Annotated in this window: 13 protein-coding genes and 1 tRNA gene; 8 read left to right on the plus strand and 6 right to left on the minus strand. The window is 69.5% G+C overall.

The features are described 5' to 3' along the window. Positions 1 to 71: 71 nt before the first annotated feature. Positions 72 to 713 carry a dienelactone hydrolase family protein gene (locus tag VF330_RS08195; RefSeq protein ID WP_330850898.1) on the minus strand — a complete coding sequence of 214 codons (642 nt, stop codon included), beginning with the start codon at positions 711 to 713 and terminating at the stop codon, positions 72 to 74. A 74-nt stretch (positions 714 to 787) separates the two neighbouring features. Between VF330_RS08195 and hisC the strand changes: the two genes are divergently transcribed. Further along, positions 788 to 1,855 carry a histidinol-phosphate transaminase gene (hisC, locus tag VF330_RS08200; protein WP_330850899.1) on the plus strand — a complete coding sequence of 356 codons (1,068 nt, stop codon included), beginning with the start codon at positions 788 to 790 and terminating at the stop codon, positions 1,853 to 1,855. Here hisC and VF330_RS08205 read toward each other — a convergent pair whose 3' ends face one another. Next, a complete protein-coding gene (locus VF330_RS08205; protein WP_330850900.1) occupies positions 1,856 to 2,605 on the minus strand; it encodes a sulfite exporter TauE/SafE family protein in 750 nt (249 codons plus the stop codon). A gap of 121 nt (positions 2,606 to 2,726) precedes the next feature. After that, positions 2,727 to 4,772 carry an SdrD B-like domain-containing protein gene (locus VF330_RS08210; RefSeq protein WP_330850901.1) on the minus strand — a complete coding sequence of 682 codons (2,046 nt, stop codon included), beginning with the start codon at positions 4,770 to 4,772 and terminating at the stop codon, positions 2,727 to 2,729. A 223-nt stretch (positions 4,773 to 4,995) separates the two neighbouring features. Between VF330_RS08210 and VF330_RS08215 the strand changes: the two genes are divergently transcribed. The 3 genes from VF330_RS08215 to VF330_RS08225 all read left to right on the plus strand — a co-directional run bounded on the left by VF330_RS08215 (position 4,996) and on the right by VF330_RS08225 (position 6,694). Next, positions 4,996 to 5,406, plus strand: coding sequence for a helix-turn-helix transcriptional regulator (locus VF330_RS08215; RefSeq protein WP_330850902.1), 411 nt, complete (start codon positions 4,996 to 4,998; stop codon positions 5,404 to 5,406). Between the two features lie 20 nt (positions 5,407 to 5,426). Beyond that, complete coding sequence (locus tag VF330_RS08220) at positions 5,427 to 5,828, plus strand: VOC family protein (protein ID WP_330850903.1); 402 nt, start codon at positions 5,427 to 5,429, stop codon at positions 5,826 to 5,828. 158 nt (positions 5,829 to 5,986) lie between these two features. Then, positions 5,987 to 6,694: a class I SAM-dependent methyltransferase gene (locus tag VF330_RS08225; RefSeq protein ID WP_330850904.1), complete on the plus strand. Its 708-nt coding sequence runs from the start codon at positions 5,987 to 5,989 to the stop codon at positions 6,692 to 6,694. A 58-nt stretch (positions 6,695 to 6,752) separates the two neighbouring features. Here VF330_RS08225 and VF330_RS08230 read toward each other — a convergent pair. Next, positions 6,753 to 6,837, minus strand: a tRNA-Ser gene (locus VF330_RS08230). Between the two features lie 28 nt (positions 6,838 to 6,865). Then, positions 6,866 to 7,297 carry a MarR family winged helix-turn-helix transcriptional regulator gene (locus tag VF330_RS08235; protein ID WP_330850975.1) on the minus strand — a complete coding sequence of 144 codons (432 nt, stop codon included), beginning with the start codon at positions 7,295 to 7,297 and terminating at the stop codon, positions 6,866 to 6,868. Positions 7,298 to 7,461: 164 nt separating this feature from the next. Here VF330_RS08235 and VF330_RS08240 point away from each other — a divergent pair, with 164 nt between their 5' ends. The 4 genes from VF330_RS08240 (at position 7,462) to ypfJ (ending at position 12,154) form a co-directional block, all read left to right on the plus strand. Next, the gene (locus tag VF330_RS08240; protein ID WP_330850905.1) at positions 7,462 to 9,177 is read left to right on the plus strand and encodes a bifunctional metallophosphatase/5'-nucleotidase; all 1,716 of its coding nucleotides are present in this window, start codon (positions 7,462 to 7,464) and stop codon (positions 9,175 to 9,177) included. 96 nt (positions 9,178 to 9,273) lie between these two features. Then, entirely contained in the window at positions 9,274 to 9,840 is a 567-nt protein-coding gene (locus VF330_RS08245) for a hypothetical protein (RefSeq protein ID WP_330850906.1), read from the plus strand. A 51-nt stretch (positions 9,841 to 9,891) separates the two neighbouring features. Next, positions 9,892 to 10,686, plus strand: a complete 795-nt coding sequence (locus VF330_RS08250; protein WP_330850907.1) for a hypothetical protein — start codon at positions 9,892 to 9,894, stop codon at positions 10,684 to 10,686. A 571-nt stretch (positions 10,687 to 11,257) separates the two neighbouring features. Then, positions 11,258 to 12,154 (plus strand): KPN_02809 family neutral zinc metallopeptidase, encoded by an 897-nt coding sequence (gene ypfJ, locus VF330_RS08255; RefSeq protein ID WP_330850908.1) that lies wholly within the window; start codon positions 11,258 to 11,260, stop codon positions 12,152 to 12,154. Positions 12,155 to 12,259: 105 nt separating this feature from the next. On the opposite strand, the gene VF330_RS08260 is transcribed toward ypfJ, so the two are convergent. Continuing rightward, positions 12,260 to 13,771: a M28 family metallopeptidase gene (locus VF330_RS08260; RefSeq protein WP_330850909.1), complete on the minus strand. Its 1,512-nt coding sequence runs from the start codon at positions 13,769 to 13,771 to the stop codon at positions 12,260 to 12,262. Positions 13,772 to 13,806: the final 35 nt, after the last annotated feature.

A 13,806-nucleotide genomic window follows, 5' to 3' on the forward strand; every position in this document is an offset into this window, starting at 1 on the left:
GTTCAGCCCGTCCGGAGCACTCCTTAGATGTACCCGGACACCTGTTCGGTTCCAATCCGCCGGAAAGATGCTTACCTCATGTGAGCGTCGAACCAGTTCAACGCACGAGCCCACGCTTCGTCACTCGAAACGTCGAAACGGACCACATCTGACGCGGTTTCCGAACTGATCACAGCATCACGAAGCTTGCTCACTTCTTCCGAGTCGTCGTCGCGGTAGATGCCGAGCCACGGGCAGGACAGGTCGGAGGCGACGTCGACCAGCGCCGGCAGCCCGTCCGAGAGCGGCTCGAGGATGCCGGGCCCCTGCACGGTGACGGCCGCGCCGATCGTGCGGCTCGCGGCGACCACCATCGCGACGGTGCCGCCGATGTCGAACCCGACGACGCCCATCCGGTCCGCGCTCACGCCCTGCTGCCCGAGCCACACGAACGCGACGTCGGTGTCGGCGAGCAGGCGGTCGCCGGAGAGCTTGCTGACCCGGTCCCTGATGTCGTCGCCGTGCACGCGGTCCTCGTCGTAGAGGTGCGGCGCGATGGCGAGGAACCCCTCTCCCGCCAGGCTGCTGACCAGCGTCCGGACCCCCGCGGTGATCCCGCGGGCCTCGTGCAGCACCACGAGACCACCCCGTACGGCGGAGTCGGGTTCGGCGATCGTCACCCGCAGCTCACGGCCGTCGGTGAGGGAAAGCGTCTCGATGCGGGTAGTGGTCATGGTTCACCCTCGCACGCCAGGGTGAACTCCAGTCAACGTGACCAATCGGACGGAGCAATGCGAGGATCGGGAGCATGACCGTGCGAACCCGTGCTGACCTGGCGTCCCTGCCTTCCTACGTGCCCGGCAGGACCATCCCCGGCGCCATCAAGCTCGCGAGCAACGAGGTGTCGGCGGGCCCGCTGCCGAGCGTCGTCGAGGCGATCGCCGCCGCGGCCACCGCCGTGAACCGGTATCCCGACTCGGGGAGCGCGGAGCTGACCGCCCGCCTCTCCGACAAGCTCGGCGTTCCCGCCGACCACATCGCCATCGGCTGCGGCTCGGTGACCCTGTGCCAGCAGCTCGTCCAGGCCACCTGCACCGAGAACGACGAGGTGCTGTTCGCCTGGCGGTCGTTCGAGGCGTACCCGATCGTCACGCACGTGGCCGGCGCGCGGCAGGTCCGCGTCCCGCTGAACTCGGAGCACACCCACGACCTGGACGCGATGCTCGCGGCGATCACGCCGAACACGCGGATGGTGTTCGTCTGCAACCCGAACAACCCGACCGGCACCGCGCTGCGCACCGAGGAGATCGAGGCGTTCATCGCCCGCGTGCCGCGCGACGTGCTCGTGGTCCTCGACGAGGCCTACAAGGAGTTCGTCGACGACGCGCACGTCCCGGACGGCGTCGAGCTCGCGAAGCAGCAGTGGGCGACGGGCCACGACAACGTGGCGGTGCTGCGGACGTTCTCCAAGGCCTACGGCCTCGCGGGCCTGCGCGTGGGCTACGCGGTGGCCCCGCCCGTGGTCGCCGACGTGCTGCGCAAGGTCTACGTGCCGTTCTCGGTGAACGCCCTGGCCCAGGCGGCCGCGATCGCGTCGCTGGACGCCGAGGACGAGCTGATGGTCCGCTGCCGCGCGATCGTCGCCGAACGCGTCCGCGTCCGCGGCGAGCTGCTGGCGATGGGCTACGACGTGCCCGAGACGCAGGCGAACTTCGTGTGGCTGCCGCTGGGCGAGCGCACCGCGGAGTTCAACGAGCACTGCCTGGAGCACAAGGTCGTGGTGCGCGCGTTCGCGGGCGAGGGCACCCGCGTGACGATCGGCGAGCCGGACGAGAACGACGCGTTCCTGGCCGCCGCCCGCGCGTTCTCGCTGTAGCTACTTGGTGAGCAGCTGAACGATCGCCGCGACTCCCACCACCACGATGACGCCGCGCAACACGGCGGGTGGGAGTTTGCGGCCGATCTTCGCCCCGATCTGCCCACCGACCACCGACCCGACGGCCAGCAGCAGCACGACCAGCCACGCCACGTCGGCGATGAAGATGAACATGACGCCGGCGACGAGGTTCACGAACGCCGTCAGCACGTTCTTCAGCGCGTTGAGCCGCTGCAGGTGCTCGCTGACCAGCACCCCCATGAGCCCCATGACCAGCACGCCCTGCGCGGCGCCGAAGTAACCGCCGTAGATCCCGGCCGCGAACACGCCGAACCACAACAGCAGACCGCCGTCGTTGTCCGTGCGCCGGTCCGCGAGCCTGCGGTTGAGCCAGGGCTGGATGACCACCAGCACCAGCGCGATGACGATCAGCACCGGCACGATCGCGGTGAAGGCCTTGTCCGGCAGCGTCACCAGCAGGATCGCCCCGACGACACCGCCGAGGATCGAAGCGGGCAGCAGCTTCTTGATCCGGGGCGCCTGCCCCTTGAGCTCCTCGCGGTAGCCCCACGCCCCCGACAGCGACCCGGGCACGAGCCCGAGGCTGTTGGACACGTTCGCGACCACGGGCGGGTAGCCGACGGCGAGCAACACCGGGAAGGTCACGAGCGTGCCGCTGCCGACGACGGTGTTGATGCCGCCTGCGAACACACCCGCGATGACCACCACGATTGCTTCCCAGACCGTCATGCCACCCCCAGTCACCCGATGGTTAGCGACGCTAACACTCCGCCCCGACCAGGGAACTGTGGCGCTGATGACAACGGGCCGCCACTCAACGTGAGTGGCGGCCCGGTCCGTTCGCAGGTGGTCAGGCGACCAGGCGCCGCCTGCCGATCACGCTGGCCCCGACGCCGAAGGCGACGAGCAGTGCGCCGACCAGGCCGAGCCCCAGCACGCTGGCACCGGTCTTGGCCAGCGCGTCGACGCTGCCGCCACCACCGGCACCGGCGGGAGCGGCCGGGGCGTGGTCGCCGCCGGGCACAGCGGCGGGGCTGGGAACGACGGGGAAGCCGTACCTCCACTCGCTGCCGGCGTAGACGGCGACGTGACCGCCCCACTCGCCCTCGAACTGCCACGGCCCGTCCACCCTGGCGAAGTACGTCCCCGCGGGAACGCGGTCGAAGCGCACGTGGCCCTGGTCGTCGGAGACCGTCTCGGCGACGTCCACGCCGAGCTCCCGGTCGTGCAGCAGGATCCGGGTGCCGCCGATGGTCTCGCCCGCGTCGGCCGTCCCGTTGCCGTTGCGGTCGTGGTAGAGCTCGCCGGTGACGGAACCGAACCCACCGGGAACCCGCGCCGAGTCGAACGCCTCGGCGGCGTCGGTGTTCCACCCGGCGTGCGGCGCGAACCCGCAGGACGCGATGACCTTGCCCCAGGTGATGCCGGCCGGCGGTACCTTCTCGACCACGACGATCGTCCTGGTCTCGCCCGCCCCGACCGTCACGCCCGCGCCGCGCAGCTCGCCCCAGCCCGGCGGGTTCGGCTCGCTGATCCGGCCGCCGAACTGGTTCTCGTCACCGATCCGGTTGCACCAGGCCTGGATGCCGGTCATCGCCCGGTCGCCGGAGTTGGTCAGCGTGATCGTGATCCGGGCGTCCTCGTCGGCCTGGTAGACGTCCTTGTCGAGCGTGAGGGTCGCGCTGAGCGACTCGGTGTACGGGCGCTCCGCGCGGGCCACCAGCTCCAGCGGTGCGCCGGGCTGGACGCGAGTCTTCGACTCCGTGCCGTCCGAGTGCACGATCCAGCCGCCGGCTATGGAGTAACCGACGTAGTAGTCGCCCGACGGGATGTCGGTGAAGGTGTAGCGGCCGTTGGCGTCAGTCGTCGTCTTGAAGTAGCCGTAGGGCACACCGCCGTTGATCTCGACAATCGCGTCCGGCGCGGCCTCGCCGGCGTCCTGCTGTCCGTTGCGGTTCTTGTCGTTGTAGACGAGACCGTTGATGCTGCCCTTGCTCTGCACGACGACGACCTCGCCGTGGTACCCGCTCTGGTGCGGGTTCGGGCGGCCGTCGTAGTTGATGCCGCCCCAGATGACCAGCTTGCCGTTCTGGAGCTGCTCGATCATGCCGGTGGCCTCGAACGTGCGGGACGCGCCGGGGGCGAGCGAGATGCCGGGACCGCGGTAGCCGAAGTCGCCCCACTGCGACTCGGGGGTGCTCACGGCGAGGATCGGGAAGTCCAGCTTGACGTGCTCGGCGGTCTGGCCGCCGACGTTGGTGACGGTCAGCCAGAAGCGCACGGTCTCGTGCGACTGGTAGCTCGACTTCTCGAACCACAGGGTGCCGCGCGGGCTCGGCGCGGCCGCACCGGGCGTGAGCCCGAGCGTCGTCTCCCCGCCGGCTTCGGTGACTTGGACCTCCAAGCCGGCGTTGCCGTTGGTGAACTTCCACGCGGGGTCGATCGTGAGCCAGTACGGCCCGACGGGAAGACCGGTGAACTCGGACCAGCCGTCGGCACCGCTGGCGCGCTCCGCGACGGCGGCGCCGGTCTGCTTGTCCGTCAAGGAGACCTCGAGTCCGACGATCTGCTCGCCCGGCTCGAAGTACCCGTTGCCGTTCCGGTCCTGGAAGGTCCTGACCTTGAAGTTGCCCACCGCCGCGGCCTTGCCGGGCTCCTCGCTCTTCGGCGGCTCGGGCGGCGCGTTCTCCGACGTCGGGACGGGTGCGGACCCGGTGCTGCTCGGCGGCGCCGACTCGGACGTCGACGGCGGCGCGGAGTCCGAAGTGGACGGCGGCGCGGTCTCCGTGCTCGCCGGCGCCTGCTCGACGCTCGTGGACGCCGGCGTCTCCGGCTCGTCCTGCGCGAGCGCACCGGCGGTGGCACCGCCGAACGCGAGGACGACAGCGGTGGTCAAGGCCCCGAATCTGAGCAGGGCACGGCTGACCGATCTCTCGGACAAGATGAATCCCCCATGAGAACGTTGGTAGTCGTTCGCCGACGTCAAGCCCCCGCACGCGTCCGCAGAACCGCCGCCAAGCTACCCGAGTGGTTGCGTCCCCGGAAGCCCGTTTCTTCCACTTCGGATGCATCTGTGAAGTTCGGCCCGAGGTGTCGCGCACCGGTGGCATGCTGGCGGCGTGACACCGGAGGACCTGGCGCACCTGCGCCGGGCGCGCGACCTGATGGACCGCGAGTACGCCAGTCCGCTGGACGTGCCCGCGATGGCCAGAGTCGCCCTGATGTCGCCGTCGCACTTCTCCCGCAGCTTCCGCGCGGCCTACGGCGAAACCCCGTACGGCTACCTGATGACCCGGCGCATCGAGCGCGCCAAAGCGTTGCTGCGCCGGGGAACGCTGTCGGTGACCGAGGTGTGCGTCGAGGTCGGCTGCACCTCGCTGGGCTCGTTCTCCGCCCGCTTCACCGAACTGGTCGGCGAGACGCCGTCGGCCTACCGCGCCCGCTCGCACTCGGCGCTGACCGCGGTGCCGGGCTGTCAGCTGAAGGGCCTGACAAGACCGAGCAGGTTTCGAGAAGCGTCGAATCCCTGAGCTGCCTAGGGTTTCGGCCCATGAAGCTCTCGCACACGTTCCTCTTCGTCCGCGACCAGGACGAAGCCCTGAAGTTCTACCGCGACGTCCTGGGCCTGGAGGTCCGCACCGACGCGCCGATCGAGGACCACCGCTGGCTCACCGTGGGACCGCCAGAGCAGCCGGACGTCGAGATCGGCCTGTCCCACATCGGCCCGCCGGTGCCGCCGACCGACCACGAGGCGCTGCACGCGTTGCTGGCCAAGGGATCGCTGCACGGCATCATCTTCGTGACCCCGGACGTGGACGCGAAGTTCGAGCAGGTCCGCGCGGCCGGCGCCGAGGTCCTCCAGGAGCCCGTCGACCAGCCCTACGGCGTCCGCGACTGCGCCTTCCGCGACCCGTCCGGCAACATGGTCCGCTTCTCCTCGCCGCGGTTCTGAAAAGCAGTTCTGCTTCTTCCGGCCGTGTGCTTTCCTGATGTCCTCTGGCGCACACACAGATGAGGTCGATGCCATGGCAGCCCCGGACACACCGGGTGCCTTCGCCGTGCCCGGTGACAACCACGTACTTCTTCGTGCGATCACCAGGAGCATCGATCTTGACTTGGTACACCACCTTCTTCACCGATCTCGCCAACGGTTTCTGGCGCGGCGCGGTACAGCCCTCGCAGACCACCGCTGAGATCGACTTCGTGGCCGGCTTCGCACCCGGCCTCCGCGTGCTGGACGCGCCGTGCGGCAGCGGCAGGCACAGCATCGAACTGGCCCGCCGCGGCTACACGGTCACCGGCCTGGACATCTCGGCCGAGGCCATCGGCTTCGCCCGCTCGTCAGCTCCCTCACTGGACTGGCGGCTGGGCGACGTGGCTTCGCTGGGCTCGATGGGCTTGGCCGCCGACCTGGCGTTGTGCATGGGCAACAGCTTCGGCTACCTGTCACACGCCGGCTCGGTGCGCTTCCTCGCCGACATGGCGGCCATCGCCCCGGTGCTGGTACTCGACTACGGCTGCGCGGCCGAGTCGTTGTTGCCTTCGCTGCCAGGCGAGATCCGGATGTCGGCGGGCGGCGTCGACATGGTGGCCGTGAACTCCTACGACGTGGCGTCGGGGCGGCTGCTGATCGACTTCACCTTCACCGACGGGTCGCGGGTGCAGCGGTCGCGTTGTGAGCAGCACGTCTACACGGCCGGTGAGCTGACGCGGATGCTTCATGGCGCCGGGTTCGGGGCCGTTGAGCTGTACGGCGACGTCGACGGGAGCGCGTTCTCGCTTGGCAGCCACCGGTTGCTGGCGGTGGCGCGGCGGTGACGAGCGGGGGCGGCACGCCTGATCTGGCGTGCCGCCCCTGTTCGTGCTGTTCAGACTGCGGAAGCGGAGGGATTTGAACCCCCGGACGGTTGCCCGTCTCCCGCTTTCAAGGCGGGTGCATTCGGCCGCTCTGCCACGCTTCCCCGACACCACCGGTGTCCGCCGAGGAGCCTAGCCGTTCGCCTCGCGCAGGTGTGTCATGACCCGGTCGAAGACCTTGGCCAGCACCTCGCCCTCCTCGGGCGTCAGCAGGTCGACGATGTGGGCGCGCACGCCTCGCAGGTGGGTGGGGGCGGCTGCCACCAGGAGGGTCATGCCCTTCGGGGTCAGCTCGGCCAGCACGCCTCGGCCGTCCTCCGTGCACTCGCGGCGCGACACCAGGCCCGCCTTCTCCATGCGGGCCACCTGGTGGGAGACGCGAGACTTCGAGGAGGCGACGTCCTCCGCCAGCTGGGTCATGCGCATGCGGCGGTTCGGTTGTTCGGAGAGGCGGACGAGGATCTCGTAGTCCGCCAGTGACACTCCGTGGGCGTCCTGCAGCTCTCGGTGCAGGCGGTCCATGAGCATGGAGGAACCGCTCACGTAGGTGCGCCAGGCACGCATCTCCCCCGCGTCCAGCCAGCGCGGCGCTTCCTCACTTGGTGTCACGGGAACAAGGCTAGACGGCCGGATGACGATCCAGTCATCCCTCTGGAAAACGCGGCGTCCGGGAGGCAGACTCCTCCGCCGTACACGCGCGTTAACCACGCCTTCGAAAGGCTCCACCCATGAGTTCGTTCAGACGGCTTTCCGTTCTGGCGATCACCGCCGCCGCGGCCACTGTCATCAGCGCTACCGGGCCTGCCCAGGCCGATGTCCAGTCACTGCGCGGTCGGGGCACGGTTGACGTGCGCCTGATCGGCATCAACGACCTCCACGGCAACATCGAGCCGCCGACCGGGTCTTCCGGACGCGTCATCCTGCCGGACGGCACGACCGTCGACGCCGGTGGCGCCGCCTACAACGCGACGCACATCAAGAACCTCCAGAAGGAGGTCAAGAACTCCGTCATCGTCGGGCAGGGCGACCTGATCGGCGCGAGTCCGATCGTGTCCGCGCTGTTCCACGACGAGCCGACGATCGACGTGCTCAACAAGGTCGGTCTCGACGCGACCGCGGCGGGCAACCACGAGTTCGACGAGGGCTACAAGGAGCTCCTGCGCATCCAGCGCGGCGGGTGCCACCCGGTCGACGGGTGCCAGTTCAACGACAAGTACAAGGGCGCGAACTTCCCGATCCTCGGCGCGAACGTCACGCACGCCAAGACCGGGCTGCCCGCCCTGCCGCCGTTCTGGGTGGAGATCCGCGACGGCATCCCGATCGGCTTCATCGGCATGCCGCTCAAGGACGTGCCGATCCTGGTCGACCCGAACGGCATCAAGGAGCTCCAGTTCGGTGACGAGGTGAAGGCGGCCAACAAGTACGCCAACCTCCTCGACGCCATCGGCGTGAAGTCGATCGTGCTGCTCGTGCACCAGGGCGACCAGGTCACCTCCACCGGTGGCGGCCCCAACGCGTGCAACGTCGCCGCGAACAACCCCGGCAGCGTCATCGCCACGCAGGTCAGCCCGAAGATCGACGCGGTCTTCTCCGGCCACAGCCACCAGCACTACAACTGCGTGGTCAAGGACCCGGCGGGCAACCCGCGCCCGTTCATCGAGGGCCTCGCCTTCGGGCGTGAGCTCAGCGTCGTCGACCTGAAGATCGACCGCCGCACGCGCGACGTCATCCGCGGCGAGACCAAGGCCGACAACAAGATCGTCACCCGCACGGTCACCCCGGACCCGGCCATCCAGGCCGTGATCGACCTGGCCAAGACGAAGTCCGCCCCGATCGCCAACAAGCAGGTCGGCACGATCAGCGCGGACATCCTCAAGGTGCAGAACACCGCCGGCGAGTCGCAGCTCGGCAACCTGATCGCGGACTCGCAGCTCGCGGCCACCTCCGGCAACGGCGCGGTGCTCGCGCTGATGAACCCCGGTGGCGTGCGCGCCGACCTCACCTACGCCAGCTCGCCCGCGGGCGAGGGCAACGGCGTGGTCACCTACGGCGAGGCGTTCACCGTGCAGCCGTTCGGCAACATCCTGCAGACGGTCACGCTGACCGGCACGAACATCAAGGCCGTGCTGGAGCAGCAGTTCACCGCGGCGAGGCAGTTCGTCCTGCAGCCGTCGTCCGGCCTGAAGTACACCTGGTCGGCGTCCGCGCCGTTCGGGTCGAAGGTCTCGAACGTCACGCTCAACGGCGCTCCGCTCGACCCGAACGCGAGCTACCGCGTGACGATCAACAGCTTCCTCCAGGGCGGTGGTGACGGCTTCAGCGAGTTCACCAAGGGCACCGCCATCACCGGTGGCGGCATCGACCTGGACGCGTTCTCCGCCTACCTGACGGCGCACCCGAACCAGGCACCGCCGGCGCTCGACCGCATCACGCAGACCCCGTAACCACGGGCCGCGCGAGAAGGCCGCCCTAGCGACGAGAGTCGCCGGGGCGGCCTTCTCACGTGTCCGGTTGCTCCATTTGATCTAGGGTGAGGGCCGATGTCGTGGTTGCGTCGGCTCCTGCTGCTCGCCGGTCTGGTGACCGGTGCCTGGCTGCTGGGCGGCGCCGGCCAGGCGCACGCCGACGTCCGCGTCGAGATCGACCAGCTCACGATCGAGGTCGAGCTCCCGGTCGCCGACGTGGAGGTGCTGGTCGAGACCGGACTCGCCCCGCCACCACCGGAGGCGCCCGTCCCGCCGGAGCCGGACCCGCGCACCGACGTCCCCGAACCACCTCGCGAACCACCGGCCGTCGAAGCGCCCGTGCACGTCGAAGTGCCGGCCGAACCGCTTCCCACCCCACCTCCGCCGGTCGCGAGCGACCCGATGAGTCCCGTTTCGCCGCAGCAGCCGCAGTCCCCACCGCACTCGCGGGCGGAGCAGCCGGTCACCGGCACGCTCCCACAGAGCGGCGCCGGGGCAACGGCGAGCGGCACGCAGATGCCGATGGGCACGCTGCCGCACGCCATGTGGCCGCCCACCACCACGACGTCGCTCGTCAGCACCGAACGGCACGACGCACCGCACACCGTGCGCGCCGAGGAACCGACGTTCTCCCCCGACTGATCCCCGCACGCGCTCAGGGATCCGTCACTTCACGCGTCAGGGAGAACAGTCATGCGCAAGAACCTCAACCGGACCATGTCCGCGGCCCTGCTGACCGGCGGCATCCTCGTCGCCACCGCCGGGTGGGCCCAGGCCGTCCCGGTGCCGGTGGACGTCGACGACGAGGTCCGCGTCGGCAACCTCGTGAGCGTCCCGGTCAGGATCTGCGGTAACGCGGTCAACGTCCTGGGCACCGGCGACGCCACGTGCGAGGAGCGGCCCGCCGCGCGCGTCCAGGCCGACAAGGCGCTCGTCTCCGCGCCCGTCACGGTGTGCGGCAACGCGGTCGGCGTCGCCGGCGGCGGCTCCGGCAGCTGCGGCGAGACCAGGCCCGAGCAGGCGAACGGCGCGGTCGAGGCGCCGATCACCGTCTGCGGCACCAGCGCGGCCGTGCTCGGCACCGCGAGCGGCGACTGCGGCAAGACCGGCGAGCCGGGACCGGAGCAGCCCGAGCAGCCCCAGCCCGAGCAGCCGGAGCAGCCCCAGCCCGGGCAGCCCCAGCCCGGACAGCCCCAGCCGGAGCAGCCGGGCGGCCAGAATCCCGGCGGTGGCAACGACAACGGCGGCAACGGCGGCGGGAACAACACGGGCGGCAGCGACAACGGCGGCGACGCCGGCGACGACTCGGGCGCCGGCACCCCGCAGACCGGGGACAAGGCGTCGCAGCGGGTGGCCGAGAAGGCGGTCGCGATCCCGTCGTTGTCGAGGACCGGCGCGGATCCGCTGGAGTTCCTGCTGGCCGGTCTCGGCCTGATCACCGCGGGATTGTTGACCCGTCGCGGTGCGCGCGGCAGGACCAGCGAATAATCGTTTTCTGATGATTTTTCACAATCGCCCGGTGAGCACCAGCTCACCGGGCGATTGCTGTCCGCACAGTCGATCTCCGCAGGTCACCCGGTTGTACTTCACCAATTCAGGTTTGGCGTGAGGTGTTGTGAAGTGCGGCGATCAAGCGCATGCTGAATGACGAGCTGGCAACCGGACGGTGAAATGAACCAGACCACCGGAGGCCACGCCCAGAAGGGGTAGGTGGTGCTGTGCAGGTATCTCCTCGCTGTGGCGAAACGCGGTTTGTCGCATCCCCGCGAGCGGACTGGACGTGACCGGTCCGGTCGCGACCGAGTAGCGGCGGACACGGGGTTTCGGGTGCCCAGGCGCCATCGGGCGTCGCTCGGCGCACTTCGACGCTGTTGAGCTCGGCATCGCTGACGTCTCATGGCGTCACCGGCCGAGCGCCACGCCAACCTCCGTGGGCCGTAGTCGTCACGACCAAATGGGAAAGCCTTGGTGCGGTGCCCCGACGTCGGGCTCCGCACCAAGGCATGTTTCGTGCTTTATCGTTTGCGGCACCCATGGGGTCCTTAACAGGAGGATTGCGGTGCAGTTCAACGAAGGCGCGGATCTCGATCTTTCTCAGGTTTCGGACCAGCGGGGCGTCGGCGGACGCGTCGCCGGCGTCGGCGGCGGCCTCGGCGTGGTCGGCCTGATCATCTACTTCCTGGTGCAGCAGTTCACGGGCATCCAGCTGCCCACGAGCGGGCTGGAGGGCATGGGGAACAACACCCAGGTCGAGTCGAGCCAGCTGGCCGAGAAGTGCAAGACCGGCGCCGACGCGAACCGCGACGGCGACTGCCGGATCGTCGCCACGATCAACTCGATCCAGGCGTACTGGAAGGACCAGTTCGCCCGCTCCGGCAACACCTACCAGGTCACCAAGACCAACTTCTTCCGCAACAGCGTCAACACCCGCTGCGGCAACGCGACCTCCGCGACCGGCCCGTTCTACTGCCCCGCGGACTCGCAGGTGTACATCGACCTCGACTTCTTCAACGAGCTGCGCACCAAGTTCGGTGCGACCGGCGGCCCGTTCGTCGAGGCCTACGTGCTGGCGCACGAGTACGGCCACCACGTGCAGAACCAGCTCGGCACCTCGGACAGGGTCGGCAGGGAGACCGGTCCGACCTCGGGCTCGGTGCGCCTCGAACTGCAGGCCGACTGCTACGCGGGCGCGTGGGGCAAGGCCGCGACGACGACCCCCGCGGCCAACGGCCAGCCGCTGATCACGAACATCACGCAGGAGGACATCGCCGCTGCCCTGGACGCGGCGTCCCGCATCGGTGACGACTTCATCCAGAGCGAGCTCGGTGGCGGGCGCGTGGACACGACCCAGTTCAGCCACGGCAGCTCGGCGCAGCGGCAGAAGTGGTTCAACACCGGTCTGCAGACCGGTGACCCGGCGCGCTGCAACACGTTCGACACGAACAACCTGGGCTGACGGGTCGACCGGCCGAAATTGTCAGACCTGTCTGGAAAAATGAAAGCAGGGGTCCCCTTGGCGGGGGACCCCTGCGTCAGCTAGAGCTGCTTACGAGACGGCTGCTTACGAGACGGCCGCGTGCGAGTGCTCGCCCACGTGCGCGGCCTTCGACAGCGCCACCGACGAACGGGCCTCCGCGCGCTTCGAACGCGGCGGCACGCCGTTGACGTCCTCGGTCGAGACGCCGTAGGCGGCGGTCACGAACGCGATGGCGCCCGCGTTGCGGCCCAGGGCAGTGCGGTCGATGTTGCCGAGGTTGTCGCACTTCGAGTGGTAGCACGGGTCGTAGGCGACACCGGCCGTGCCGCCCCACTTCGCCGCCTGCGCCGCGGTCTTCACGCCCTCGGCGCCGGTGAACAGGCCACCGGCCGGGATGCCCTGCGCGATGAACTCGCCGTAGTCCGAACGACCCGAGAAGTCGGTGCCCTCGGTCGGGACGCCCTTGGCGGCGAAGTAGTCGGCGAAGGCCTTCTCGATCTGGGCCGAGCCGTACGGGCCCGCGCCCGCGCCGACCTTGTCCGAGTCGTCGCCGTCGTAGATGAAGTACGCGGCGTTCGGGGAGCCGACCATGTCGAAGTTCAGGTACAGCGCGATGTCCAGCTGCTGTTCGAACGTCAGCGACCGGACGTACTCCGTCGAGCCGATCAGGCCGCGCTCCTCCGCGCCCCACCAGGCGAACCGGATCGCGTTGTCGACCTTCGGGCTGGAACCGAGCTGCAGCGCGGTCTCCAGCAGGCTGGCCGAGCCGGAGCCGTTGTCGTTGATGCCGGGGCCGACCTCGACGCTGTCGAGGTGCGAGCCCGCCATCACGACGTTGTTCGTACGGCCCGTGCGGGTCTGCGCGACGACGTTGCGCTGGGTGCGGGTCTCGGTGTGGAAGCGGACGTCCACGGTGATCGCGGAACCCGCCTTGCCGGCGAGCGCGGTGCCGTCGGCCTGGGAGACGCCGGCGACCGGGATCTTGCCGGGGTTGGTCAGCGTCACGTTGGACAGCGGGCCGGCGGTGTTGTTCGAGACCAGCACGGCGATGGCACCCGCGGCGAACGCGTTGAGGTGCTTCTGCTCGAACGTGCAGCCGCCGCGGCGGATCATGGCGACGGTGCCGGTGAAGTCCTGGCCGGCGAAGTCGGTGGCCTCGCAGCCCGTGGTGGCGTCCTCGGGGACGACGCGCAACGGGCCCGTCACGCCGCCGGCCGGGGTCTGCGGCGACTCGTTGAGGATCAACGCCTGGTAGGTCGTGCCGTCGACGCGGGCGATCTCGGCGTCGGTCACCGCGACGTCGAAGTCGAACGTCGGCGTGGACACGATGAAGCCCTCGTCGCGGAGCTTGCCCGCCACGTAGTCGACGCTCGCGTCGTAGCCGGGGGTCAGGGCGGCGCGGTTGCCGCCGTTGCGGTCGGCGAGGCGCTGGAACGCGATCAGGTGCCGGTTGACGCCCTCGACGGTGACCTTCTTGGCGAGCTTCTTGGCGAGGGCGGGGCCGGCTGGTTCAGCCGCGGCGGACGCGGTGGCGGTAGGGGCGGCGACTAGTGCCGAGATGGCAAGCACAGCCGCCAGCTTGGTTCTGCCGGACATGTGAACGGTCCCCTTCGTTCGGAGTCGCTGAACCC

Origin of the sequence: Lentzea sp., from assembly GCF_036380075.1 — a bacterium.
In the GTDB taxonomy this organism is placed as follows: domain Bacteria; phylum Actinomycetota; class Actinomycetes; order Mycobacteriales; family Pseudonocardiaceae; genus Lentzea.